Annotated in this window: 22 protein-coding genes; 14 read left to right on the top strand and 8 right to left on the bottom strand. The window is 68.7% G+C overall.

Annotated elements, in window-relative coordinates:
* The first annotated feature begins 6 nt into the window (after positions 1–6).
* Entirely contained in the window at positions 7–3501 is a 3495-nt protein-coding gene (locus OED01_RS14150) for an efflux RND transporter permease subunit (protein ID WP_264155925.1), read from the top strand.
* A gap of 236 nt (positions 3502–3737) precedes the next feature.
* On the opposite strand, the gene OED01_RS14145 is transcribed toward OED01_RS14150, so the two are convergent.
* Positions 3738–4634: an aldose 1-epimerase family protein gene (locus tag OED01_RS14145; RefSeq protein WP_264155924.1), complete on the bottom strand. Its 897-nt coding sequence runs from the start codon at positions 4632–4634 to the stop codon at positions 3738–3740.
* A 239-nt stretch (positions 4635–4873) separates the two neighbouring features.
* Between OED01_RS14145 and OED01_RS14140 the strand changes: the two genes are divergently transcribed.
* A complete protein-coding gene (locus tag OED01_RS14140; RefSeq protein ID WP_264155923.1) occupies positions 4874–7240 on the top strand; it encodes a DEAD/DEAH box helicase in 2367 nt (788 codons plus the stop codon).
* 80 nt (positions 7241–7320) lie between these two features.
* On the opposite strand, the gene OED01_RS14135 is transcribed toward OED01_RS14140, so the two are convergent.
* On the bottom strand, positions 7321–7857 hold the full coding sequence (locus OED01_RS14135; RefSeq protein WP_264155922.1) for a YaeQ family protein: 537 nt from the start codon (positions 7855–7857) through the stop codon (positions 7321–7323).
* Positions 7858–7903: 46 nt separating this feature from the next.
* Positions 7904–9997, bottom strand: a complete 2094-nt coding sequence (locus OED01_RS14130; protein ID WP_264155921.1) for an intein-containing Rv2578c family radical SAM protein — start codon at positions 9995–9997, stop codon at positions 7904–7906.
* A 108-nt stretch (positions 9998–10105) separates the two neighbouring features.
* Between OED01_RS14130 and OED01_RS14125 the strand changes: the two genes are divergently transcribed.
* The 6 genes from OED01_RS14125 to OED01_RS14100 all read left to right on the top strand — a co-directional run bounded on the left by OED01_RS14125 (position 10106) and on the right by OED01_RS14100 (position 14750).
* The gene (locus OED01_RS14125) at positions 10106–11026 is read left to right on the top strand and encodes a M15 family metallopeptidase (RefSeq protein ID WP_264155920.1); all 921 of its coding nucleotides are present in this window, start codon (positions 10106–10108) and stop codon (positions 11024–11026) included.
* A gap of 132 nt (positions 11027–11158) precedes the next feature.
* Positions 11159–12322, top strand: coding sequence for an acyl-CoA dehydrogenase family protein (locus OED01_RS14120; RefSeq protein WP_264155919.1), 1164 nt, complete (start codon positions 11159–11161; stop codon positions 12320–12322).
* Positions 12323–12486: 164 nt separating this feature from the next.
* Positions 12487–12843, top strand: coding sequence for a PadR family transcriptional regulator (locus OED01_RS14115; protein ID WP_264155918.1), 357 nt, complete (start codon positions 12487–12489; stop codon positions 12841–12843).
* A gap of 1 nt (position 12844) precedes the next feature.
* Positions 12845–13216, top strand: coding sequence for a DUF1048 domain-containing protein (locus tag OED01_RS14110; protein ID WP_264155917.1), 372 nt, complete (start codon positions 12845–12847; stop codon positions 13214–13216).
* Positions 13213–13989: an ABC transporter ATP-binding protein gene (locus OED01_RS14105; protein WP_264155916.1), complete on the top strand. Its 777-nt coding sequence runs from the start codon at positions 13213–13215 to the stop codon at positions 13987–13989. Before OED01_RS14110 ends, OED01_RS14105 begins: the two co-directional genes overlap by 4 nt.
* Positions 13986–14750 (top strand): ABC transporter permease, encoded by a 765-nt coding sequence (locus OED01_RS14100; protein WP_264155915.1) that lies wholly within the window; start codon positions 13986–13988, stop codon positions 14748–14750. The genes OED01_RS14105 and OED01_RS14100 overlap by 4 nt, the downstream gene beginning before the upstream one ends.
* Before the next feature lie 97 nt (positions 14751–14847).
* Here OED01_RS14100 and OED01_RS14095 read toward each other — a convergent pair whose 3' ends face one another.
* The 5 genes from OED01_RS14095 to OED01_RS14075 form a co-directional block, all read right to left on the bottom strand.
* Positions 14848–15414, bottom strand: coding sequence for an ECF transporter S component (locus OED01_RS14095; protein WP_264155914.1), 567 nt, complete (start codon positions 15412–15414; stop codon positions 14848–14850).
* Positions 15411–16286 (bottom strand): siderophore-interacting protein, encoded by an 876-nt coding sequence (locus tag OED01_RS14090; RefSeq protein WP_264155913.1) that lies wholly within the window; start codon positions 16284–16286, stop codon positions 15411–15413. The genes OED01_RS14095 and OED01_RS14090 overlap by 4 nt, the downstream gene beginning before the upstream one ends.
* 9 nt (positions 16287–16295) lie before the next feature.
* On the bottom strand, positions 16296–17126 hold the full coding sequence (locus OED01_RS14085; protein ID WP_264155912.1) for an energy-coupling factor transporter transmembrane component T family protein: 831 nt from the start codon (positions 17124–17126) through the stop codon (positions 16296–16298).
* Complete coding sequence (locus tag OED01_RS14080) at positions 17123–18850, bottom strand: ABC transporter ATP-binding protein (RefSeq protein WP_264155911.1); 1728 nt, start codon at positions 18848–18850, stop codon at positions 17123–17125. The genes OED01_RS14085 and OED01_RS14080 overlap by 4 nt, the downstream gene beginning before the upstream one ends.
* Positions 18851–18919: 69 nt before the next feature.
* A complete protein-coding gene (locus OED01_RS14075) occupies positions 18920–19465 on the bottom strand; it encodes an ECF transporter S component (protein WP_264155910.1) in 546 nt (181 codons plus the stop codon).
* 148 nt (positions 19466–19613) lie between these two features.
* Between OED01_RS14075 and OED01_RS14070 the strand changes: the two genes are divergently transcribed.
* The 6 genes from OED01_RS14070 to OED01_RS14045 are packed head-to-tail and all read left to right on the top strand — an operon-like array spanning position 19614 to position 25917.
* On the top strand, positions 19614–21896 hold the full coding sequence (locus tag OED01_RS14070) for a carbon starvation CstA family protein (protein ID WP_264155909.1): 2283 nt from the start codon (positions 19614–19616) through the stop codon (positions 21894–21896).
* 10 nt (positions 21897–21906) lie between these two features.
* Positions 21907–22143: a YbdD/YjiX family protein gene (locus tag OED01_RS14065; RefSeq protein ID WP_264155908.1), complete on the top strand. Its 237-nt coding sequence runs from the start codon at positions 21907–21909 to the stop codon at positions 22141–22143.
* Between the two features lie 25 nt (positions 22144–22168).
* Complete coding sequence (locus OED01_RS14060) at positions 22169–23356, top strand: sensor histidine kinase (RefSeq protein ID WP_264155907.1); 1188 nt, start codon at positions 22169–22171, stop codon at positions 23354–23356.
* A 4-nt stretch (positions 23357–23360) separates the two neighbouring features.
* The gene (locus OED01_RS14055) at positions 23361–24080 is read left to right on the top strand and encodes a LytR/AlgR family response regulator transcription factor (RefSeq protein WP_264155906.1); all 720 of its coding nucleotides are present in this window, start codon (positions 23361–23363) and stop codon (positions 24078–24080) included.
* Positions 24077–24463 carry a heavy metal transporter gene (locus tag OED01_RS14050; RefSeq protein ID WP_264155905.1) on the top strand — a complete coding sequence of 129 codons (387 nt, stop codon included), beginning with the start codon at positions 24077–24079 and terminating at the stop codon, positions 24461–24463. Before OED01_RS14055 ends, OED01_RS14050 begins: the two co-directional genes overlap by 4 nt.
* On the top strand, positions 24460–25917 hold the full coding sequence (locus OED01_RS14045; RefSeq protein WP_264155904.1) for a sodium/solute symporter: 1458 nt from the start codon (positions 24460–24462) through the stop codon (positions 25915–25917). The genes OED01_RS14050 and OED01_RS14045 overlap by 4 nt, the downstream gene beginning before the upstream one ends.
* Positions 25918–25980: the final 63 nt, after the last annotated feature.

Below are 25980 nucleotides of genomic sequence, written 5' to 3'. Positions count from 1 at the left end.
ACAGCCTTGTCGAAACTCGCCGTCCTGAGTCTGAAGAACCGCGCACTGATCGCCCTCGTGACGATCGTCGCGGCCGTCTTCGGCGGACTCGCGCTCAACAGCCTCAAGCAGGAACTCATCCCCTCGCTCGAGCTGCCGGCCCTGATCGTCATGACCAGCTACCCCGGCGCCTCGCCCGAGGTCGTCGAGAACGACGTCTCCACGCCGATCGAGACGGCGATCCAGGGTGTACCCGGCCTCGAGTCGACCACCGCGACGAGCACGACCAACGCGTCGATCGTCCAGGCGACCTTCGCCTACGGTGAGAACCTCGCAACGGCCGAGCAGAAGATGCAGCAGGCGATCAACCGCATCTCGCAGCAGCTCCCGGAGGAGGTCGAACCGCAGGTGCTGTCGGTGTCGATCGACGACCTGCCCGTGATCCAGATCGCGGTGACCGGCTTCGACGACGCGCAGACCGCACAGGCCGACCTCGAGAACGTCGCGATCCCCGACCTCGAGGACATCGACGGCGTGAACGCCGCCGAGATCGTCGGCGGCATCGGCCAGCGGATCACGATCACGCCCGACCCTGCCGCGCTCGCCGAGCGGGGCGTCGGGACCGACGCGATCGACACGGCGCTGAAGCAGAACGGCACGCTCTTCCCCGGCGGGTCGATCACCGAGGACGGCGAGACGCTCACGGTGCAGACCGGCGCGAAGCTCGGCTCGGTCGACGAGATCGCGACGCTTCCGCTCGTGGGGTCGGATGCGACGATCGCCGATGTCGCGACGGTCGAGCTCGACTCCGACCCTGTCACCTCGGTCTCGCGCGTCAACGGCGAGGACGCGATCACCATCTCGATCACGAAGCTGCCGTCGGCCAACACGGTCGAGGTGTCCTCCGGGGTGCTGGCCGCGCTGGATGACATCTCCGAGGCGTTCCCGGATGCCGAGTTCACGGTCGTGTTCGACCAGGCTCCGTTCATCCAGCAGTCCATCGAGACGCTCGCGACCGAGGGTCTGCTCGGTCTGGTGTTCGCGGTCGTGATCATCCTCGTGTTCCTGCTGTCGATCCGCTCGACGCTGGTGACGGCGATCTCGATCCCGACCAGCGTGCTGATCACGTTCATCGGTCTGCAGGCGTTCGGCTACACGCTCAACATCCTGACGCTCGGCGCTCTGACGATCGCGATCGGGCGCGTGGTGGACGACTCGATCGTGGTGATCGAGAACATCAAGCGGCATTACGTCGGCGACGCGGACAAGATGAGCGCGATCGTGCTCGCCGTCCGCGAGGTGGCGGGGGCCATCACGGCATCCACGATCACGACGGTCGCGGTGTTCCTGCCGATCGTGTTCGTCGGCGACATGGTCGGGGAGCTCTTCCGCCCGTTCGCGATGACGGTGACGATCGCGATGGCGGCGTCGCTGCTCGTGGCGCTGACGATCGTGCCGGTGCTCGCCTACTGGTTCCTCCGCCCCGGCAAGCCGCTGCTCGACGAGCGTGGTGAGCAGATCGACCCTGAGCACCCCGACGCTCCGCCGTCGAAGCTGCAGAAGGCGTATCGCCCGATCCTCACCTGGACGCTCAAGCACTCCGCCGTCACGGTCGTGCTCGCGGTGATCGTGCTCGCAGGCACGCTCGCCGCGGCACCGCTGATGAAGGTCAACTTCCTCAGCGATTCCGGCCAGAACACGATGACCGTGACGCAGGATCTCGGTCCGACCGCGAGCCTGGAGACCCAGGACGAGGCGGCCGCGGTCGTCGAGGACGTCCTCATGGACGTCGACGGCGTGGAGACCGTCCAGGTCTCGATCGGCTCCAGCGGCTCGTCGCTGCGCGACGCCTTCTCGGGCGGCGCCGGCATCAACTACTCGATCCAGACCGATCCGGACGTCGACCAGGAGCAGCTCCGCGCCGACGTGCAGGATGCCGTCGCCGACCTCGAGGACGTCGGTGAGATCACGGTCGCCGCGTCTGCCGGCTTCGGCTCCAGCGACATCGAGGTCGACATCACCGCTCCGAGCGCCGAGGCGTTGCAGGAGGCGACGGATGCCGTGACCGCCGAGCTCGAGGACCGCGACGGCATCGGCACGGTGACCGACAACCTCGCCGCCTCGCTGCCGTACATCGCGGTCGTGGTGGATCGGGATGCCGCGGCGGCGATCGGCCTCAGCGAGGTCGCGGTCGGTTCGATCGTCTCCAGCACGATGCAGCCGCAGCAGGCCGGATCCATCGAACTCGACGGCACCGCACTGACGATCTACATCGCGTCGCCCGAGCCCCCGACCACGGTCGAGGAGCTGCGCGCGCTGTCCATTCCGACGCCCGCGGGCATGATCCCGCTGCAGGACGTCGCGACGGTCGAGGAGCGCGAAGGACCCACCTCGATCACCACCCAGCAGGGACGTCGCACGGCCACGGTGACGGTGCCGCCGGCATCCGACGATCTCGCGGTGGCGACGGCATCCGTGAACACGGCGCTGGAAGAGGTCGACCTGCCCGACGGCGCCAGCGCCGAGGTCGGCGGTGTCGCCTCGCAGCAGGCCGACTCGTTCTCGCAGCTGGGGCTCGCGATGCTCGCGGCGATTCTGATCGTCTACGTCGTGATGGTGGCGACGTTCAAGTCGTTGCGTCAGCCGCTGCTGCTGCTCGTCTCGGTGCCGTTCGCGGCGACGGGTGCGATCCTGCTGCAGATCGTCACCGGCGTGCCGCTCGGCGTCGCTTCGCTGATCGGCGTCCTGATGCTCATCGGCATCGTGGTGACGAACGCGATCGTGCTCGTCGACCTCGTCAACCAGTACCGCGAGAAGGGGCTGTCGGCACGGGATGCCGTGATGGCGGGTGGCGAGAAGCGTCTGCGCCCGATCCTCATGACGGCTCTGGCGACGATCTTCGCGCTCACGCCGATGGCGCTCGGCATCACCGGTCACGGCGGGTTCATCTCGCAGCCGCTGGCGATCGTCGTGATCGGCGGGCTCGTCTCATCGACGATCCTGACGCTGATCGTGCTGCCGACGCTCTACAACCTCGTCGAGGGTGCGAAGGAGCGTCGAGCGGTCAAGCGCTCGGCGCGCGGCGGAGACGACGACGGTCCTGCAGGCCCTGGGCCCGAGGACGGTCCGGATGCACCTGGACCCGCGACGGATGCCGCGACCGACCCGCTCGTGAGCGCACTGACCGTCGTCGGCGCGAACGCCGCAGCGAGCGGGCGCGATGAGCCGCCCGTGTCGGAGCGTCCGGCCGAGCAGGCCCAGGCGGCGCCCGCTCAACCGTCGAGAGAACTGGAGCGGTCGGGTTCGACCCATCACCGGCTGACCCACTACGAGGAGGAGTCCACGTACTCGGCGCACTCGGCGATGGCTGCTGCTGCTTCGGCCGCTGCGGCGGCTGCCGCGGCTGCGGCGGCTGCGGCATCCGCTGTCGCCGCGTCCGTGGACCAGAGCGAGCAGGCGCGCACCCGTCGCGAGTTGCGGGAGCGCCAGAGCGGCCTGCCGCCGGCGAACCCGCTGCACTGAGCCTGTGCCGGCCTCCGGCCGGGGACCAGCTCCCGTGGCTGATCGCCCGTGGCTGATCGCCCGTGGCCGAGTGCCCGTGGCTGAGTGTCTGAGGCACGAGGTGCAAGGCGTGTCCGGGTTCGTGCGGGTCGGCGAGTCTCCAACCCGCACGGATCCGGACATCCCCTGATGGTGTGTCCGGGTTCGTGCGGGTGTTGCGGAAGAACACCTGCAACAACCCGGACACGCCTGGGCGCTCAGTCGAGTTCGATGCCCCAGTGCAGTGTCCAGCTCTCGCCGGGGAGAAGCCGTCGGATGCCGAGGCCGCTGTTCAGCGCGTCCGCCGGCGCTGTCATCGGTTCGATCGCGACGGCGAGCGGCTGGCCGGGGTACGAGGTCGTCGTGTACACCTGCACGAAGTCGAAGCCCTCACCCTGCCAGAGGGTGACGCTGCGCCCGTCCGGTGCGGCGAGGGTGTGGCGAACGCGTCCGTCGGCTTCCCGGGCCAGGTCGGTGAAGCCGGTGTCGAGCACGGTGTCGCCCAGGCGCACGCCGTCGCGCAGCTCGGCGGGGGCGGCTGTCGTCCCGGTCGGGAGCATGCGGTCGTCGACCTCGAACTGCGTCGCCGCCGGCACGGTGAGCACGAGGTCGTGCGGGTCGACATCGTCGATCGTGACGAACGGGTGCGTGCCGACGGCCACGGGGACCGCGGCATCCGACCGGTTCTCGAGCACGTGCTCGACCGAGATGCCGGCGTCGGTGAGGGTGTACGTCACGCTGGTGCCGAGCTCGTACGGCCAGCCGGTCTGCGGCACGATCGTGGCGCGCAGCTTGGCGCACGATTCGCCCTGCGAGGCCTCGTAGGTGGCGAAGCGGAGCAGGCCGTGACTGGCGTTGTTCAGCTTCGGTTCGGTGATGGCGAGCTGCCTGACCGTCCCCTCGTCATCCCATCGGCCGTCGCGGACGCGGTTCGGCCATGGCGCGAGCACCACTCCGGAGCAGGACGGCGTCGGCTCCCCGAGCGGATAGGGCGGCACGAGGCCGACGCCTCCGACGGTCAGTGACCGAAGGGATGCTCCGACCTGCGCGATCTGCGCCGTGACGGCGCCGCGCTGCAGATGGATCTGGGTGCCGGTGGGGGAGAGAGAAGTCACCCCGACATCGTACGGGGGTCTTCTCAGCTAGTCGCGGTACCCTTGAAGGGTCGGCTTCGGACAGCCGCGCATCGGCGCGGGCGTTTTTGTGTGAAGTGTGAGTCCAGGGGCCGATGGTGAGCGTCGATCGACGCGCATGAACCATCACATGAATGGCCCCGGCCGACGGATGTCCGGATCGCTCTGCGCGTGCGCGCGCAGACGGCTGTTCTCGTGCCGAGAACCCACAAGGACACATCATGCCCAAGAACCACAAGCCCAAGGGTGGACGGCCCGCGCGCAACTTCGAGCCGCGATACGCCAAGAAGACTCCGTTCCACGACCGTCACAACGATGCGCGCCCGTCGCGAGCGGATGCCGGAGACGAGCGCTCGGCGCGCCCGACCGGACCCGGGCACAAGAGCCCCAAGCACCGCGGCTATCGTCCCGCCGAGTCCGGAGCGCCCAAGCGCCGCTGGACCGAGCAGGAGCGCGCTGGCCGGGATGAGGCCCGTTCGATCCGCGGTCGAGCGGAATCCGGACGACGCGACGCGCCCCACCACCGTGACGAGCGCGGCGGATCCGACCGTCCGCGCTTCACCGGGGGAGAGCGCCGTTTCGACGGCGAGCGCCCGCGCTACAACAACGATCGCGGCTCCGAACGCCCTCGCTACAACGAGGACCGCCCGCGTCGTGATTTCAACGACGACCGCGGTGCCGAGCGTCCCCGCTTCGAGAACGATCGGGGCGGTGAACGTCCGCGCTACAACAACGACCGTGGTGGAGAGCGTGCGCGTTACAACAGTGATCGTTCGGCTGAGCGTCCGCGTCGTGATGGCGACCGCCCGTCGTACAACAGTGACCGTGGTGGCGACCGCCCCCGGTACAACAACGACCGTGGTGGCGACCGTCCTCGTTACAACAACGATCGTTCGGCTGAGCGTCCGCGTCGTGATGGCGATCGTCCGTCGTATAACAGCGACCGTGGTGGCGAGCGTCCCCGTTACAACAGCGACCGTTCGGCTGAGCGCCCGCGTTACAACAGTGACCGTTCGGCTGAGCGTCCGCGTCGTGATGGCGACCGCCCGTCGTACAACAGCGACCGTGGCGGCGACCGTCCCCGCTACAACAGCGACCGTTCCGCCGAGCGTCCTCGTCGTGATGGCGACCGCCCCTCGTACAACAACGACCGTGCCGCCGAGCGTCCCCGTCGTGACGCCGAGCGTCCGCGCTACAACGCCGACCGTGGCGCCGAGCGCCCGCGCTACAACGGTGACCGCCAGGAGCGTCCGCGCTACAACGAGGACCGCCCGCGTCGCACCGAGCAGCGCCCGACCCGCGACAACTGGAACAAGACCGCCGCTCCGGTCGAGCAGGCGGAGGACGTCGTGCACGAGCGCCTCGAGGCGAAGACCGTGCAGGCGGCCGAAGTCGAGAACGTGACCTTCGGTGATCTGGGCCTCGGCTCGAACATCGTCGAGACCCTCGCGAACATGGGTGCGGTTTCGCCGTTCCCGATCCAGGCCGCCAGCATCCCGGCCGTTCTCGAAGGACGCGACGTCCTCGGCCGCGGCCGCACCGGATCGGGCAAGACGATCGCGTTCGGTGCGCCACTGGTCGAGAGCATCCTGAAATCGCAGGCCGGTAAGAAGCGCGAGTTCGGCCGCTCCCCGCGAGCGATCATCCTCGCGCCGACGCGCGAGCTCGCCCTGCAGATCGACCGGACGATCCAGCCGATCGCGCGCAGCGTCGGCCTCTTCACGACGCAGATCTACGGCGGCGTGCCGCAGGCGCGTCAGGTCGGAGCGCTCAAGAAGGGCGTCGACATCGTGATCGGCACCCCCGGTCGCATCGAGGACCTCATCAACCAGGGCAAGCTCGACCTCTCGGATTGCCGGATCGCCGTGCTCGATGAGGCCGACCACATGTGCGAGCTCGGCTTCGTCGAGCCGGTGCAGCGGATTCTCCGCCACACCGCGGAGGGCAGCCAGAAGCTGCTGTTCTCGGCGACGCTCGACCGCGAGGTCGCCGCCCTCGTCGAGGAGTTCCTCGTGGACCCGGCCGTGTACGAGGTCGCCGGTGAGAACCAGGAGACCAGCACGATCGAGCACCGCGTGCTCGTGATCGATCACCGCGACAAGGCCGAGATCCTCGCGTCGCTCGTCGACCGCGACGGGCAGACGCTCGTGTTCGCACGCACCCGTGCCTACGCCGAGATGCTCGCGGAGCAGTTCGAAGAGGTCGGTATCGCCGCAGTCTCGCTTCACGGCGATCTCAACCAGGCCAAGCGCACGCGCAATCTGGCGCGCCTCACGTCCGGCAAGGTGCAGGTCCTCGTCGCGACCGATGTCGCCGCTCGCGGTATCCACGTCGACGACATCGATCTGGTCGTGCAGGCCGATGCGCCCGACGAGTACAAGACGTACATGCACCGCTCCGGTCGCACCGGTCGCGCGGGACGATCCGGTCGCGTCGTGACGCTGATCACGCGTCAGCGGCAGCGTCGCATGACCGAACTGCTCCAGCGCGCCGAGATCGACGCGCCCTTCGAGCCGGCCCGCGTCGGCGACGAGGTCATCGAGGAGATCGCCGGTCGCGTCCCGACCACGGCGGATCTCACCGCCTGATCCTCACGCGACCTGCTTTGCGGGGTGAGACGTGGTCAGCCTGGCCAGGTTTCACCCCGCAGGCCACGTCTCGCGGGATGTCAGATCCGGTGCTCGTGCACCGTCGACGACAGTGACGTGCCGTTGAGATCCAGATAGAGCTGCGCCTCGGTGACCGTCAGGGTCGCGGTGTTGCGGCGTTCGAGCACACGCGTGCCTGCGTCGATGAAGCCGGGGTCGAAGCTGTAGACGCGGATGCCGTCGGCATCGTGGATGCGCTTGCCCTCCCACGCTGCGATCACCTTGGTGGGGTCGCGGTGCGTGTAGACGACCGTGCGTTCGGCGAGACGGCTGCCGTAGTGCATGCGCTCGGCATCCGGCGCTCCGACCTCGATCCACGCCGTGGTGAGGCCGGTGAGATCGCGGACGACCACGGCCGGCTCCTCGGTGGACGACAGCCCCTCGCTGAACGCGATGCCATCGGTGTGCTCGAGGCAGTACGCGAGCACCCGGGTGAGCATGTAGGCGTCGGTCTCGGACGGATGCTTCGCGACGCGCAGCGTCAGCTCCTCGTAGACCCCGCGGTCCATGTCGGCGAGCTGCACCGTGAACGTGTGGATCATCGCGCCGATAGCCATAGCTCTCGAGCCTACGCGCCCTGCGGCCGCAGGCCCGCCGCAGTGCTCAGAACAACATCGGCTGTGCCGGAGGAGCGGATGCCGGGGCAGCCGCCGCCGGCCGTGGCGGCAGTGTCCGCATGCCGCGGGGGCTCTCCACGAACAGGTCGTCCTCGTCGCGTCCGTCGAGCCGATGCATCCGGATCAGCGGACGGACCCGTTTCGCGAGCCATTGCCGATAGCCCTTCGGCGCCTCGGCGGAGACCCCGGGGTAGAGCCCGCGGTACGACGCGACCAGGTCGGGACGATGCTCGTCGAGCCACTGCAGGAACCAGGGCTTCACGCCGGGGCGAAGATGAAGGGCGCCGTAGATGACGCGCGCGGCCCCGGCCGCCTTGATGCGCGCGAGGGCGCTGTCGATCGCCGCCACCGAGTCGGTCATGTGCGGCATGATCGGCATCAGGAAGACGGTCACGCGGAATCCGGCATCCGTGAGCGCCCGCACCGTGTCCAGGCGCGCCTGAGTCGTCGGCGTCCCCGGTTCGATCGTCTTCTGCAGATCGTCGTCGTACATCGCGATCGACATCTGCACGTCGATCGGTACATGATCGGACGCCTCGACGAGCTGCGGGATGTCGCGTCGGATCAGCGTGCCCTTGGTGAGGATGGACATCGGCGTCCCGGAGTCCGCGAGTGCCCGGATGATTCCCGGCATCAACCGGTAGCGGCCCTCGGCGCGCTGGTAGGGATCCGTGTTCGTGCCGAGCGCGACGGTCTCGTGCTGCCAGCTGCCGCGGCGCAGCTCGCGCTCCAGCACCTCGACGACGTTGGTCTTCACGACGATCTGGGTATCGAAGTCCGCGCCGCCATCGAGGTCGAGATACTGGTGCGTTCCACGGGCGAAGCAGTTGTGGCTGATCACTCCGTTGGCGATGAAGTCGCCGGTGCCGGTAGTGATGTCGACGAGCTCACGTTCACCGGGAAGCGGGCTGATGCTCACGACCCGCAGATCAGAGGATGTTTTCACCGCCGTGCCCTCGATCGACAGCTTCCGCGTGATCGCGGGACGAGTGAGCTCGAAGAAGCGCCGACGAACCGGAAGCCCGCCGATGGTCCTGACGCTGCGCACTCCGCTGGCACGGGCGGCTTCGACGACGTGCGGAATGGCGAGGGCATCGAGGGCGGCAGTGATGAGATCGACGATCTTCTCGTCCTTGTTGGAGATCCGCAGGACCCCTTGGGAGCAACTGCCCTCGGCATCGAAGATGCCGCCGAGAAACCCGGCATGCCAGTCGAGGCTCGGACATTCGGGAACCTCGATCACCTTCTCGATCGTGCTTACATCGCGGCGCACTGCGGTGTGGATCGCCGTCGCCGCGCTGCGCGTCGCCGTCTGTGCAGCGAACGGACGCGAGTAGGTCGGCGCGCCCGCCTCGGAAAGGAACGCTTGCGTTCGGCCGAGCGCCTCCTCGTCGATCAGTGCCAGTCGGAACCTGTGGACCTCGCGGACGCGTTCGGCACTCGGATAGATGCCGTGGAAGATCATTCCGTCGCCTCGGATCATGCCGGCGAGGTATCCGTCGCGATAGTCGGGACCAGGATGATCGATCGAGAGGGCGGAGCCATTGCCGAAGCCGAGCAGCCGGTTGTTCGTGGTGAGGTGCGGGCGCTGCCCCGATTCCGCATCCGTCACATGTTTCCAGCCCCGATCGGTGAGGAATCGATGATCACCGCTCGCGATGATCTCGGTGCCATCGGCCAGATCAACCCGGTAGGCGGGCTTCATCGTCGTCCACTTCGCCTTCACCACCGTGCGGACGTAGCGGCGGTAGGCGCCCTGCACGACGGTTCCGATGATCTCGTCACCGATCTCGAGTTGTGAAAGCGGCCGTTGTCGTCCATCGGCGCACAGGATCAGGGTGTCGGGAGAAAGGCAGTACACGCACGCATGACTGCAGCCACGGTACGGATTGATCGTCCAGGAGAAGGGCATCCGCGACGGGCCGGGGACCTTGTTCAGCGCGGACTTGGCGAGCACCTCGTGGAACGTCATCCCGGCGAACTCGGGAGTCGTCACGGACCGCATGATCCCGCTGCGGTTCTCCAGTCCCGGCAGCGCGGATTCATCCGCGTCGTCGATTCTCTGTCCCTGCCAGCGCATGCATTCATTAGAACAAATGAACGAAGAAATCACAAGGCCCGCCCGACGAGACTCGAACCTCGTCGTCGCAGGCGAAAAGTACTCAGCCGCACAGGGGAGAATGGACCGGTGAGCGAGGCGATGGCACCCCGACATGCCGCGCCGCGACCCCGGACCCTGGCCTTCGCGCTGCCCATCGGTGTTGCGGTGACGGCGCTCGGTTCGCTGTGGGCGCTCGCCGACGTGCCTGCGCTCGAGGTGGTCGAGCAGCCCGCACCAGCCGTGGCCATGCAGCTTCCGCCTGTGGACGTGGAGGCGACGGTCGCCGCAGACCCGTGCGCGGATGCCGCAGTGCAGACAGCCATCGCCGCCGGCGACGACTCGGGAACGATCGCGGCCTTCGGGGGCGGTGAGGCCTTCCGTGCGTCCGTCGCCGCGGGGAATGCTCCGTGCATCTCTCTCAGCGATCCCGATCGGATCTGGGTCGTGGTCAACAAGGCGCGTCCGCTCGCGCCCGAGTTCACGCCCACCGGGCTCGTCTCCACACGGCTGCAGACCACGACGACAGCAGGCTCGTTGCGTGCGGAGCCGGCGGGGGCGATCAACGCGCTCGCAGCGGGGCTGGCGGATGCCGGTGCCGGCGTGCTGGGTGCGAACAACGCCTATCGTTCCTACGGCATGCAGGAGAACACCTACTCGCGGCACGTGAGCGCGACAGGTCAGCAGGCGGCCGAGGAGGTGTCGGCCAGGCCGGGCTACAGCGAGCACCAGACCGGACTCGCACTCGACGTCGTGTCGTGCAGCAGCGGGTGCGGCGGCATCCGCGCCTTCGGCGGGACGGCAGAGAGCGCGTGGGTGAACGCGCACGCGTGGGAGTACGGCTACATCGTCCGGTACGCCGAGGGCGAGACGCCGATCACCGGCTACGCCCCGGAGCCGTGGCACCTGCGCTACATCGGCCCCGAGCTCGCCGCCGCGTATCACGCGGGTGGCTACACCACGCTCGAGGAGTTCTTCGGTCTCCCCGCCGCGCCCGACTACCCTGGCTGATCCGTCTGGCCACTCCCCACAATCGCGGAACCGAGTGCCACCGATTGTGGGAACGCATCCCACAATCGACTCCTCTCGCGCCCGGCATCCGCATAGAATCGCGGCAGTAACGACGACGTTCGGGAGGACGGCATGGAACGCGACATCTACGACGAGGACCACGAGGCATTCCGCGATCTCGTGAAGGACTTCGTGAAGCGGCACGTCTCGAATGAGGCCATCGAGCGGTGGGATGCCGCGGGTGAGATCGACCGCCCCACCATGCTCGCCGCCGGTGAAGCAGGCCTCATCGGGCTGTCCGTCCCCGAGGAGTTCGGCGGCGCGGGGATGCTGCAGGACTACCGGTTCCGCACGATCGTGATGGAAGAGGTCATCGCGGCCGGTGCCGGATCCCTCGCCGGCGCCTTCGGCATCCAGGACGACCTGGCCGTGCCGTACCTCGTGCACATGGGCACGCAGGAGCAGAAGGAGAAGTGGCTGCCGCGGATGGCCACGGGTGAGGTGCTCGGCGCGCTCGCCATGACCGACCCCGGTGCCGGCAGCGACCTGCGCGGCATCAAGACCAACGCGAAGAAGGTCGACGGCGGGTACATCCTCAACGGCGCGAAGACGTTCATCTCGTCCGGAACGACGGCCGATGTCGTCGTCACGTTCGTCAAGACCGGCGAGGGCAACCGCCCCGACGCGTTCAGCCTGCTCCTGGTGGAGAAGGGCATGGAGGGCTTCGATCAGGGCAAGAAGCTGAGCAAGATGGGCTTCCACGGCTGGGACACGGCAGAGCTCAGCTTCACGGACGTCTTCGTCCCCGACGAGAACCTCATCAGCGGCAAGGAGGGGCAGGGCTTCATCCAGCTGATGCTGAACCTGCCGCTCGAGCGCCTGTCGATCGGTGTCGCCGCGGCCGCAGCCGCGCAGGCCGCCCTCGACTGGACCGTCGCGTACACGAAGGACCGCGAAGCGTTCGGCGAGCGCGTCGCCGACTTCCAGAACACCCGCTTCCGCCTGGCTGATATGGCCGCGACCACGGATGCGATGTGGGCGTACATCGACCGGGCGCTTCTCGCGTACAAGAACGGCACGCTGACGGCCGAGGATGCCGCGAAGGTCAAGTTCTGGGCGACCGAGCGCGAGTGGGAGGTGCTCGACAGCGGTGTCCAGCTGCACGGCGGATACGGCTACATCATGGAGTACTCGATCGCGCGCGCCTTCACCGACGCCCGCGTGCACCGCATCTACGGCGGCACGAACGAGATCATGCGCGACCTGGTCGGTCGCCAGATCGTCGGCAAGCGCTGACGCACAACCCCTGACGAGAACGCCTCGAGATCTTCGGATCTCGGGGCGTTCTCGCGTTCGCGGACCCTGCGAAAAGATTTTGCTATTCAGTGTTGCCAAGTACCGGTACTCAGTGTTACTTTGTACTGGTAGTCAGCGACACAGAGTAGATCGGAGGTGATCGCATGGCAAACCAGATGACCGAGATGCTCAAGGGCTCGCTCGAGGGCATCGTGCTCGCGATCCTGGCCGAGCAGGCCGCGTACGGATACGAGATCACGGCGCGGTTGCGGGACCAGGGATTCGCGGACATCGCGGAGGGCACCGTCTACGCGCTGCTCGTCCGCATCGAACAGAAGGGCCTGGTGGACGTGGAGAAGGTCCCGTCCGAGAAGGGCCCGCCGCGCAAGGTGTACTCGATCAACGCGCAGGGTCGAGAGCAGCTCGCCGAGTTCTGGAGGACATGGAGCTTCCTCGCAGAGCGCATCGACCAGCTCCGCCACACGGACATCAGCAACAGCAGTACTGACAAGGGAGTTTGACATGGCAGCCAAGTGGATCGAAACGATCACCGGATCGCTCGAGCAGAAGAAGCAGTACAAGGAGGACAAGGCCCGCATGGAGGCTCTCCCCGAGCCCTATCGCACAGCGGCCAGCGCGATGCACCGGTACTTCATGTACTACGGCGGCATCACCAACGGCGACACCATCACCCAGATGTTCACGGATCTCGTCGACCTCTGGGAGCGCGCCGCCGTCGACGGCACCCCGGTGCAGGACATCATCGGCGACGACCCGGTGGACTTCACCGAGACCTTCGCCAAGTCCTACCAGGGCAAGGAATGGATCGACAAGGAGCGCGCGCGTCTGACCAAGGCGTTCGACGAAGCCATCGGAAAGGCGAACCGCTCATGACCACCGCAGCCATCCAGGTCCGCGGCATCCGCAAGTCCTTCAAGGATCTCGAGGTGCTCCGCGGCGTCGACTTCGACGTCGCGCGGGGCAGCATCTTCGCCCTGCTGGGCTCGAACGGAGCCGGCAAGACGACAGTGGTCCGCATCCTGTCGACGCTGCTGAAGTCGGATGCCGGCACGGCATCCGTCCACGGCTTCGACGTCGCGTCGGCACCGAACGAGGTGCGGGAGTCGATCAGCCTGACCGGGCAGTTCGCCGCGGTCGACGAGGTGCTCACCGGACGGGAGAACCTCGTGCTGATCGCGAAGCTCCGCCACCTGAAGAACGCGGGAGCCATCGCGGACGACATGCTCGCCCGCTTCTCGCTGACGGATGCCGGTGGGCGCAAGGCGGGGGAGTACTCCGGCGGCATGCGCCGTCGGCTCGACATCGCCATGAGCCTCGTGGGCAACCCGCCGATCATCTTCCTCGACGAGCCGACCACGGGTCTTGACCCGCAGTCGCGCATCGAGGTGTGGGACACGGTCCGTCAGCTCGCGAAGAACGGCACGACGGTTCTGCTCACCACCCAGTACCTCGACGAGGCCGAGCAGCTCGCCGACCGCATCGCCATCCTCCACCGGGGGACCATCATCCAGAACGGCACTCTCGACGAACTCAAGCGCCTGCTTCCCGCAGCGAAGGTCGAGTACATCGAGAAGCAGCCCACGCTCGAAGAGGTCTTCCTCGCCCTCGTCGGCGAGGACGCCAACACGGAAGGGACCGCATCATGACCTCGCACGCTCTCGCAGACACCGGTGTGCTCACCGGTCGCTCGCTGCGGCACATCCTGCGCAGCCCGGACACCATCATCACGACGGCGGTCACGCCCGTCGCCCTGATGCTGTTGTTCACGTACGTCTTCGGCGGTGCCATCAACACCGGCACCGACGAGTCCTACATCAACTACATGCTCCCCGGCATCCTGCTGATCACGGTCGCATCCGGCATCGCCTACACGGCGTACCGGCTGTTCCTCGACATGCAGGGCGGCATCTTCGAGCGGTTCCAGTCGATGCCGATCGGGCGGTCCAGCGTGCTCTGGGCGCACGTGTTCACGTCCCTGGTGTCGAACATCGTCTCGATCGCCATCGTCATCGGCGTCGCGCTGCTGATGGGCTTCCGCACCGGCGCCTCGTTCGGGGCGTGGCTGGCCGTCGCAGGCATCCTCATCCTGTTCACCCTGGCACTGACCTGGGTCGCCGTGATCGCCGGACTGTCGGCGAAGACCGTGGACGGGGCGAGCGCGTTCAGCTACCCGCTGATCTTCCTGCCGTTCATCAGTTCGGCGTTCGTGCCGACGGACACGATGCCGGGACCGGTGGCCTGGTTCGCGGAGAACCAGCCGGTCACCTCGATCGTGAACACGATCCGCGCGCTGTTCGCCGAACAGCCGGTCGGATCCGACATCTGGGTCGCGCTGGCCTGGCTCGTGGGCATCCTGGTCGTCGCCTACTTCGGCGCCATCGCGGTCTACCGCAAGAAGCTGCGCTGAGTGCAGTCTTCGTGTCGGATGCTCCACAACGAAGGAAAATGCCGGTTCCGGAACTCCAGGACCGGCATTTCCCTTCTTCCCTCTGAACGGGGAATGCTCAGCGCCGCCGGCCCACGCCGGCGGCCCTCAGCCGGTCGGCGATCAGGATGCCGAGGGCGGTCGCGGCGACGCAGCTCACGATCGTGATGGCGAAGAACGCGATCTGCGCCCAGACCGTCATCGCCCCGAGGTTGAACCAGGCCCACGCGGACACCGGATACGCCACGCCGATGATCAGGGCGCCGATGTAGTGCATCCACGTTCCCCAGTACCGGTACAGCACCAGCAGGAACGGCAGCTCGGCCGGAAGCGCCCACATCACGTTCGTCAGCACCGCGGAGAACCCGTAGCCCGAGAACGGGACGAGCACGAGACCCGCGATCAGCCCCACCAGCAGGCCGACGAACGGACGCTGCAGCAGGCGCAACGCGATGACCGAGGGCAGGATCCACAGGCCCGAGAGCGCCATGCTCGCGAACGGCGCCGGTCCGCTGAGCAGCGTCGACAACCAGTTCGCGGGGGCGAGCAGAAGCCCGCCCGCCACACCCAGCGCCGCGCACGTGAGCAGCAGCGCTGTCGGGAATCTCCTCTTGGCGACGGGAGGAACCGCGTTCCCCGCGCTCATACCAGCGGCTCCGCGGCGGTCTCGCGGGCGGCCTTGGATGCCGGGGACGCGGCTCCGACTTTCCAGTACCCGCAGAAGCTCACCTGGTTCTTGTCGACCCCGCGCTCGGACACGAGCTGCTTGCGCACACCCGACGCGAGCGCCTGCTCTCCGGCACCGTACGCGTGGAACGGCACCTCGGGGAGGTCGGTGTCGCGCAGCCGTGCGAGGGCGAGCGCGCCGGGAAGCGCGTCGTGCGGACGCACGATCCACACCACATCGAGACCAGCCGGATGCGGGAACTCGAGCGCGTCCTCCTCCGACGGCACCTCGATGATCGCCGTGCCGGTCGCCGAAGCCGGCAGCGAGGCGCTGATACCGGCGATCGCGGGCAGCGCGGTCTCGTCGCCGACGAGCACCACGCGGTCGGTTCCGCGCTGCGGGTTGAAGGCGAGGCCCTCATCGATGATCAGCACGTGCTCGCCCGGCCGGCAGGTCTCCGCCCAGCGCGAGGCGGGTCCGGCCGTGCCATCAGCCGCCGAGCCGTGCAGCACGAAGTCGACGTCGAGCTCGGCATCCGACTCGCCCGTCGCGGGGCGGAAGGCGCGGACGGTGTAGTTGCGCATCACGGGGCGCTCGCCGTCCGGGATGCGGAGGAACTTCAGGTACCCCAGCGTCTTGTTGGCCTTCGCGGGGACGCGCTCGAGACCTGCTTCGCCGCCGATCGGCAGGAACAGCCGGAACCATTGGTCGTAGCCCATCGGCTGGAATCGGTCGATCTCGCCGCCGCCGAACGTCACGCGGATCCAGTGCGGGGCGAGTCGTTCGCTGCGCAGCACGGTCAGGTGCGTGAGCTCCGCGGACGCGGGCTTGACCATCTTGGAGTAGGCCATGGGTTCCTCTCAGTTCAGCTGCCAGGGAAAGGTCACGGCGAAGATCGCAGCGGATGCCGCGATGAACGCGATGATGAAGATCGTGTCGCGCACGCGGAACGGCACGATGTGCCGCTCGGTGCGGGTCGGATGCGCGCCGAACGCGCGCGAGTCCATCGCGAGGGCAACGCGCTCGGCGTGCCGGATCGCTCCGGCGAGCAGCGGGACGATGTATCCCCAGCCGCGTGCGATGCGGGCGAAGGGCCCGCGACCGCCGTGGTGCCCGCGCACGCGATGCGCCGCGCGGATGACGGCCAGCTCGTGCCCGAACCGCGGGACGAACCGGTAGGCGGCCAGCGCCGTGTACCCGATCCGGTAGGGGACGTGCAGCTGCTGGATGCTCGCGCGCACGAGATCGGGGCCGGTCGTCGTGAGGCCGCCGATCAGCGCGAGCGCGAGGATGCTTCCGAGCCGAAGCGCCGTCGCGAAGCCGATCTCCAGCGCTCCGGTGTACAGGATCCAGTCGCCGATCCGCAGCACGGGTGCCGTCGCGTCGACCAGTCCCGGATCCACCCAGAGGGAGAACCCCACGCCGATCGCGAGCAGCCCCAGCGGGACGGCGGCGAACAGCAGCAGGACGCTGCGGCGGGTCAGGCGGGCGCCGGTGAGGATGAGGGCGTAGCCGAGGATCAGGAAGGCCGCAGGCGTCGCCAGATCGCGGACGAACACGAGCAGCAGCATCGCCGGCAGCGCGCCCGCGACCTTGGAAAGCGGATTCAGACGGTGCAGGAAGTGCCGAGCGGATGCCGGGGTCGTCGCCGCGTACGGATCGACCGTGCGCGTGGGGGCGGTGATCGTCATCGGACACCCTCGGCGACGAGGCGCCGCAGGTGCGCCGGTAGCGCTCGGTGCAGTGCGGGCAGCCGCAGGCCGGCGGACTCGAAGACGCCGTCGGCCGCGAACAGGTCCGCCGTTCGTCCGGCGGCGTGCACGCGGCCGTCGGCGAGGATCACGGTGTGCGTGGTGCGATCGGCGACGAGCTGCAGATCGTGCGTCACGATGACGATCGTGGTCCCGCGGTCGCGGAGCTCGGCGAGCAGGCCCAGCAGCTCGGCAGCCCGGGCTCTGTCCTGGCCGAACGTCGGCTCATCGAGGGCGAGCACGCGCGGACGCGTGATGAGCGCGGTCCCGACGGAAAGGCGTCGCTTCTCGCCGCCGGAGAGCAGGAACGGATGCACATCCGCCTTGCGCTCGAGGCCGAAGCGTTCGAGCATCTCGCCGACCCGTGCGGAGATCTCGGCTTCGTCGGCACGCTGCAGGCGGAGCCCGTGCGCGAGTTCGTCGAAAACGGTGTGCGCGATGAACTGGTGCTCGGGGTTCTGGAACACGAAGCCGATGCGTCCGGCGAGCTCACGGGGGGATGCCGTCGCCGGGTCGAGCCCGTCGACGTCGACCTGCCGTCTCGGGGGAGGAACGACTCCCGCCAGAGCCTGGATGAGCGTGGTCTTGCCCGCCCCGTTCGCGCCCACGATCGCGGTGAGCGAGCCAGCCGGGATGTCGAGGTCGACGCCGTGCAGGATCTCGGCTCTCCCGCGCCGGACCGTGAGCCCGCGCGCCCGGATGAGCGCGCTCTCGCCCGCCCGCTCCTCGTTCGTTGAGCGAGCGTCCCGCTCCTCGTTCGTTGAGCGAGCACCCGTTCCCTCGTTCGACGGGCGAGGGAGGGCGCCGTCGCCCAGCGCACGGGCGAGCTCCTCCGGGGTCAGCGGCAGGGGCACCTCCTCGAGCAGGATGCCGCGTGCCCGCAGCATCCGCCCCGCCAACGCCGCGGCCGGGAGCCAGACGCCCATCGCGACCAGCTCGTCCGTGTGCTCGCGCAGGATCTCCTGGACCGGGCCGTCGAAGGCCAGTCGGCCGTCGCGGTCCAGGACGAGCACGCGGGTCGCGAAGCGCATCGCGGCGTCCAGATTGTGCTCGACCAGCACGACGGCGCGGTCGCGCTCCGAGACGAGGTCGCCGAGCGCGTCGTACACGTCGTCGATCCCCTGGGGGTCGAGGTTCGCGGTCGGTTCGTCGAGCACGATCAGCTCGGATCCCATCGCGAGCGCGCACGCGATCGCGAGCCGTTGGCGTCCGCCGCCCGAGAGCCGATCGGGGTTCCAGTCGCGGCGACTCCACAGGCCGACGCGGCGCAGCGCGGCCCCTGCCCGCGAGAGGACCTCGGGCACCGGCAGCAGCAGGTTCTCCAGAGCGAAGGCCACCTCGTCGAGCAGGGTTCCGGTGACGAGTTGGGCATCCGGGTCCTGGAACACCATGGCGACGTCCGTGCTGAGCTCGGCCACCGGGGTGCTCGCCGTGCTGCGGCCGTTCACCTCGACGGAGCCGGTGGCGTCGGCCGGGACCGATTGCGGGATGAGGCCGTTCAGCGCGAGCGCGAGGGTCGACTTCCCCGATCCGCTCGGCCCGAGGACCAGAACGACCTCACCCGGCGCGAGGTCGAACGAGAGATCCTGCGGCGAGGCGTGCGCGGCACCGACGTGGGTGAGCGAGAGGTCACGCACGCGAAGCAGGGGTGCGGATGTGCGCACGGATGAACCCCGGGGTAGGCGGTCGGTATTCCTCTAACTTAGCCGAGCCTTACCTGACTTGCACCTCCGTCATCGGGGTCTGGCGATGCCCGCCCGGCGCAGTGCCGTTCCGATCGAGAGGCCCACGGCGGTCCACGCCACCGGGCCCAGCACGCTGATGACGAGATACATGATCTGCGCCCACGGGTCGAGCGAGCCCATATCGGCGGCGAAGAACACGATGACCGCGACGAAGACGCCGATCACTCCGGCGGAGATGAAGAACCGCCAGGCGCCCCACGCCCGATACCGGGTCAGTGCGGCGATGCCCTCCTGGATCGCGCCGAACAGCAGTGCGGTGCCGAGGAAGCGCAGGGTCCACATCGGGGCGAACGCGCTGGAGATCAGTGCCGCGAAGACATGCGTGATGAGGGCGACGAACGGGCGGCGCAGCACCTCCTGCGCGATGATGCCGGGGAGCACGTGCGAGCCGAGGATGAGACCGTACGCCCATGGCGCGGCGATGAGCACCACCGGGGTGATGAGGCCGGCCACTCCGCCGAGGATTCCCGTCGCGACCCCGATCGCGGCGCAGACGAGCAGCACGCGCGTGGGCAGGGGAGGACTCGTCGGCACCGATCCAGCCTATCTGCGCACCGGTCGCCGGGCGCCGCTCGTCGACTCGGCGGCGCCGCTCGTCGCACGGGTGCCTGGTGGGGCGCACGCGTCATCCGCGGTGTTCCTAACGTGGGGTCACGCAAAGACGCGCACCCAGAGGAGAACCATGTCTGCATCCCAGCCGCACACGCGCGGCGCGGGCGTCGTCGACGACGAACCCGACATCATCACCGATCCATCCCTTCCCCCGGTCTCGCTCACCGAGGAGCAGGACGCGAAGACGTCCCGCTGGACCTGGCCCAAGATCGTGCTGTGGTCCGCCATCGCGCTGCTCGGCGGCGTCGCCTGGGTCATGCTCGCGATCGTCCGCGGCGAGACCGTCAACGCGATCTGGTTCGTGTTCGCCGCGGTCTGCACCTACTTCATCGGTTACCGCTTCTACTCGAAGGTCATCGAGCGCTACATCACGCGACCCAACGACAAGCGGGCGACACCGGCCGAGGTGAGGCAGGACGGCAAGGACTACGTCCCCACCGACCGTCGCGTTCTGTACGGACACCACTTCGCCGCGATCGCCGGTGCCGGGCCCCTGGTCGGGCCGGTCCTCGCCGCGCAGATGGGATATCTCCCCGGCACGATCTGGATCATCGTCGGCGTCGTGCTCGCCGGCGCCGTCCAGGACTACACCGTGCTGTTCTTCTCGATGCGCCGCGGTGGACGCACGATCGGCCAGATGGCGCGCCAGGAGCTCGGCAAGATCGGCGGATCGGCCGCCATCATCGCCTCGCTGCTGATCATGCTGATCATCGTCGCGATCCTCGCGCTCGTCGTCGTCAACGCCCTCGGCGAGAGCCCGTGGGGTGTCTTCTCGGTGGCGATGACCATCCCGATCGCCCTGTTCATGGGCGTCTATCTGCGCTTCCTGCGCCCTGGCAAGGTCACAGAGGTGTCGATCATCGGCTTCGTGCTGCTGCTCGGTGCGATCATCGCCGGCGGGTGGGTCGCGAGCACCGACTGGGGCGTCGCGATGTTCCACCTCGACCGCGAGGTGATCGCCTGGGGCATCATCATCTACGGCTTCATCGCCGCGATCCTGCCCGTGTGGCTGCTGCTCGCCCCGCGTGACTACCTGTCGACGTTCATGAAGATCGGTGTGATCGTCATGCTCGCCGGCGCGATCATCCTCGTGCGGCCCGAGATCACGGTCCCCGCGGTGTCGATCTTCGGCGAGAACGGCATGGGGCCGGTGTTCGCGGGTCCCCTGTTCCCGTTCCTCTTCGTCACGATCGCGTGCGGAGCCCTGTCCGGCTTCCATGCGCTGATCTCCTCCGGCACGACGCCGAAGCTCGTGGAGAAGGAGCGGCAGACCCGCTTCATCGGCTACGGCGGGATGCTGATGGAATCCTTCGTCGCGATCATGGCGCTCGTCGCCGCGATCTCGATCGACCAGGGCATCTACTTCGCGATGAACGCCCCGGCCGCGCTGACAGGCGGGACGGTCGAGGGTGCCGTCGCGTTCGTGAACTCGCTCGGCCTCACCGGGGTGAACATCACGCCGGAGGTCCTGACGAACACGGCGGCGGCGGTCGGTGAGGAATCGGTCGTGTCGCGCACCGGTGGGGCGCCCACGCTCGCACTGGGTCTCGCGACGATCATGCAGCAGGCTCTCGGTGGCGAGGCGCTCATGGCGTTCTGGTACCACTTCGCGATCATGTTCGAGGCGCTGTTCATCCTGACGGCGGTGGACGCTGGAACGCGCGTCGCCCGCTTCATGCTGCAGGACACGATCGGCGCCTGGGTCCCGAAGTTCCGTGACGTCTCCTGGCGCCCCGGTGTCTGGATCTGCACGGCGATCATGGTCGCCGGCTGGGGATGGATCCTCATCCTCGGCGTGACCGATCCGCTCGGCGGCATCAACACGTTCTTCCCGCTGTTCGGCATCGCCAACCAGCTCCTGGCGGCGATCGCGCTCGCCGTGGTGCTGGCGATCGTGGCCAAGCGGGGCAAGAGCTACGTGAAGTGGCTGTGGATCATCGCGCTGCCGCTCGCCTTCACCGCTGTGGTCACGATCACGGCGTCGATGTACAAGATCTTCTCGCCGGTCCCGGCGATCGGATACTGGGCGAACCACTTCAAGTACGTCGCCGCGCGCGACGCCGGTGATGACGCGCTCGGAGCTCCGGAGGTCGTGGATGCCGTGATCCGCAACACCGCGGTGCAGGGCACGCTGTCGATCATCTTCGTGGTGCTGACCATCATCGTCATGGTGGTGGCGATCATCACGACGATCAGGGCGATCGTGAACGGCGGAGGCGAGAACACCGAGGACGCCCCGGTGGCATCGCGCCGCTACGCACCGGCCGGGTTCATCCCGACCGCCGCCGAGCGCGAACTCGAGAAGAAGTGGGAGCCGATCCTCGCCGAAGAGCGCGCGAAGGCACGTCACTGACATGGTCGACATGACGACACGAGCGGATGCCGCGACCGGCCCGATGCGCGCGATCATCGCGTTCATCGGCCGGGCCCGGCGCGGCATCCGCTGGTATGTCACGAACCTGATGGGCGACAGCGCCTACGCGACGTACGTCGCCCATCAGCGTCGTCTGCATCCGGACGAGGAGCCGATGTCCGAGCGGCAGTTCTGGCGGCAGAAGATGGACGACCAGGATCGCAATCCAGGAGCCCGCTGCTGCTGACCGGGTCCGGATCTAGGCTGAGGGCATGACCGACGCCGTCGTCCTCGCCGCCCTCCTGGGCGTCGTCGCCGGCATCCTCCTCACGGTGCTGCTCGCGCTGGCCCGGCGGCTCGCCCGCGGCGGCGCGGATCTCGGCAGCGACGCGGATCGCGCCGCGCATGAGGCGCTGCACCAGGCGAGCCTCGCCGCTCGGCATCTGCGCGGAGGGCTGGCCTCTCCGGATGCCGCCCGCGCGGCCCGGCACCTGCGCGTGCTGCTCGGCAGCGCAGCGGTCGCGCTGGTGGACGACACGGACGCCGTGGCGTTCGACGGGCCGTCGGACGGGCTCGAATCCGCCGCCGTGCGGATCGCCCGCCGCGTGCGCGACACAGGTCGCCGTCAGGTGTTCCCCAAACGGGACGACGCCGACGACGACCTCGAGGCGGTGGGCGCTCCCATCGTCGTCGACGGCCGTGTGATCGGCGTCGTGGTCGCCTTCGCCGCACCGGTCCGGGCTGCTCTGGTGCGGGCGGCGGCCGAGGTCGCTGACTGGTGCGCCGCGCAGGTCGAGCTCGGCGGTCTCGATGCGTCGCGCACGGCCCTCGCGGAGGCCGAACTGCGGTCGCTGCGCGCGCAGATCTCGCCGCACTTCATCTACAACGCGCTCACCGCGATCGCATCCTTCATCCACGCCGACCCCGACCGCGCCCGCGACCTCGTGCTCGACTTCGCCGACTTCACGCGGTACTCCTTCCGCAGACAGGGCGAGTTCACGACCGTCGCCGAGGAGCTCGGCAGCATCCACCACTACCTGACGCTCGAGCGGGCGCGGTTCGGCGACCGGCTCGAGGTGACGCTTCGCATCGCGCCGGAGACGCTTGCCACCGTCATCCCGTTCCTGTCCGTCCAGCCGCTCGTGGAGAACGCGGTGCGACACGGGCTGGAGCCGGGGGAGGGCGGCGGCACGATCCGCATCTTCGCCGACGACGCGACGACGCACACCGAGATCACGGTCGAGGACGACGGCGTCGGGATGGATCCGCAGGAGCTGCGAGCGCTCCTGGACTCCGCGGACGACGGCGCTCACGTCGGTCTGCGCAACGTCGACACCCGGCTGCGTCAGCTGTACGGACCGGACGGCGAACTGGTCGTCGAGACCAACATCGGCGCGGGTACCCTGGTGCGGATGCGGATCCCGAAGTCGCAACCCCTGCACGATCTGGAATCGGGGTGAGCCCATGATCGACGTGCTCGTCGCGGACGACGAGCGTCCGGCGCTCGACGAGATCGTGCACCTGCTGCGCGCTGACGTCAGGATCGGCGAGATCCTGACCGCATCGTCCGGCGCGCAGGCCCTCGCTCTGCTGTCGGAGCGCGCCGTCGCGATCGCCTTCCTCGACATCCACATGCCCGGCCTCGGTGGGATGGATCTGGCCCGCGCTGTGTCGGCGCTCGCCGAGCCGCCGGCGATCGTCTTCGTCACCGCTGACGACGCCCGCGCGGTGGACGCCTTCGACCTGCGCGCCGCCGACTACCTGCTCAAGCCGCTGCGCACCGAGCGGCTGCGCCGGGCCATCGACCGCGTGATCGAGCTGGGCGGCACAGCGGCCCGAGCCGACGACGAAGTGCTGCCGGTGACCGTCGGTGCGTCCGTCCGCTTCGTGAACCGCTCGGATGTCCGCTGGGTGCAGGCACAGGGCGACTATTCGCGCCTGCACACCGGCGACGGCACCGGACACCTCGTCCGCGTCCCGATCTCCGAGCTGGAACAGCGCTGGGCGGATGCCGGGTTCCTGCGCGTGCACCGCTCGTACCTGGTCGCCGGCGCTGCCGTCACTGAGGCTCGGCTCTCCGGGGCCGAGCCCTCGGTCTCCGTCGGCGCGATCGTGCTGCCCGTGTCCCGGCGGCTGCTGGCCGCGGTCAGGGAGGCGCTGGTGCGTCAGGGGCCGACGCGGTGAATGAGACGGATCAGCCGCGGCGCGTGCGCGTCACCGGAAGCGCCCCGTCGCGCCAGGCCCGCTGGACGACATCGACCCGTGGCATCGCGCTGCCGGGTTCGACGGCCGACGACGCGGATGCCGTGTACGCCCGTGCGCTGCGGCGCAGCCAGCTGCGACTCGCGCTCGGCACCGTCGCCGGGTTCGTGGTGGTGGCAACCGCGCTCACGCTCGTGCTCGCGCTGATTCCCGAGATCGATGAGATCGTGTTCTTCGGATTGCCGCTGTCGTGGCTGCTGCACGCGTTCGCGTTCTATCCGATCATCGTGGTCTTCGGCATCCTGTACGCCAGAGGCGCGGCACGCAACGAGCACCGCTATCGCACCCTGCGGGACCACGGATGAACCCGGTCCTGGACCTCGTCGGCGTCGCCTTCATCGTGATCGCGACGCTGCTGATCGGCGTGTACGGGCTGCGGGTGTCGCGCACGACGAGCGACTTCTTCGTGGCGTCGCGCACGGTGCGACCCGTGTGGAACGCGTCGGCGATCAGCGGCGAGTACCTCTCCGCAGGGACGTTCCTCGGGCTGTCCGGGCTGGTGCTGCTCGACGGCTCCCGCGGGTTCTGGTTCCCGATCGGCTACGCGGCCGGCTACCTGCTCGTGCTCGTCTTCGCCGCGGCGCCGCTGCGCCGGAGCGGCGCCTACACGATCCCGGACTTCGTCGAGGCGCGGCTGGAATCGCGGCGGGCGCGGCGCGTCACGAGTCTCGCCGTCCTGATCATCGGCTGGCTCTACATCGTGCCGCAGCTGCACGGCGCCGGCATCACGCTGGTCGTCGTCGCCGGGCTTCCGCAGTGGGTCGGCGAAGTGGCGATCGCGGTGCTGGTCGCGGCATCCGTCGCCGCCGGCGGCATGCGCGCGATCACGTACGTGCAGGCGTTCCAGTACTGGCTCAAACTCGCGGCTCTCCTCATCCCGGTGTTCGTGATCGCCTTCGCCCTGACCGGCGGGCCGCACGAGATCGACCCGGCGACGATCTTCCCCGCCGAGGACGGCCCCGCCGGGCTGGATGCCTATGAGACCGTGTCGCTGATGGTCGCGCTGCTGCTGGGAACGATGGGGCTGCCGCACGTGCTGGTGCGCTTCTACACGAGCCCGACCGGTGTCTCGGCGCGGCAGACGACCGTCCTCGTGATCATGATGGTGAGCGCGTTCTACGCGGTCTCCAGCGCCATGGGGCTGCTGGCGCGGATCGCCGCACCCGACCTGGCGCGCCCTGGTGTCGCCGACACCGTCGCGCTCGTGCTGCCTTCGCGGGTGCTGCCGGGCATCGTCGGAGAGCTGCTCACCGCGCTCATCGTCGCCGGGGCTTTCGCGGCGTTCCTCGCGACGTCGGCCGGTCTGGTCGTGTCGTTGGCCGGCGTCGTGAGCCAGGACCTCTTCTCCGGATCCGTGCGCTCGTTCCGGCTCTCGGCGGTGCTGTGCAGCGCGGTGCCGCTGGTGTTCGCGCTGATGACGATCCCCGCCGGGCTCGGCTCCAGCGTCGGAGTCGTGTTCGTGTTCGCGGCGTCGTGCCTGTCTCCGATCGTGCTCCTGGGCGTGTGGTGGCGACGGCTGACGGCACGCGGGGCGATCGCCGGCATGGTCACCGGCGGAGTGTCGTGCGCTCTGGCCTTCCTCGTGCACGGCGCGGTGAACGGCGTCGGCGCAGCGGCGCCCTTCCTCGCGCAGCCCGCGGCGTGGACGATCCCGCTCGCGACCGCCGTCGCCGTGACCGTCTCGCTGCTCGATCCGAGGGGCGCCCCGCCGCGGGCCGACCGGTACCTGGACCGGTTGCACACGCCGGAGCGAGTGTAGACATTCGTCTCTGTTGCGCCGTCCCCGGTTCGCACTACCGTGAGCGACGGTGCGGCATCGAGG

This window comes from Microbacterium sp. M28 (assembly GCF_025836995.1).
Lineage (GTDB): Bacteria > Actinomycetota > Actinomycetes > Actinomycetales > Microbacteriaceae > Microbacterium.
This window is presented reverse-complemented; position numbering and strand designations above follow the sequence as displayed.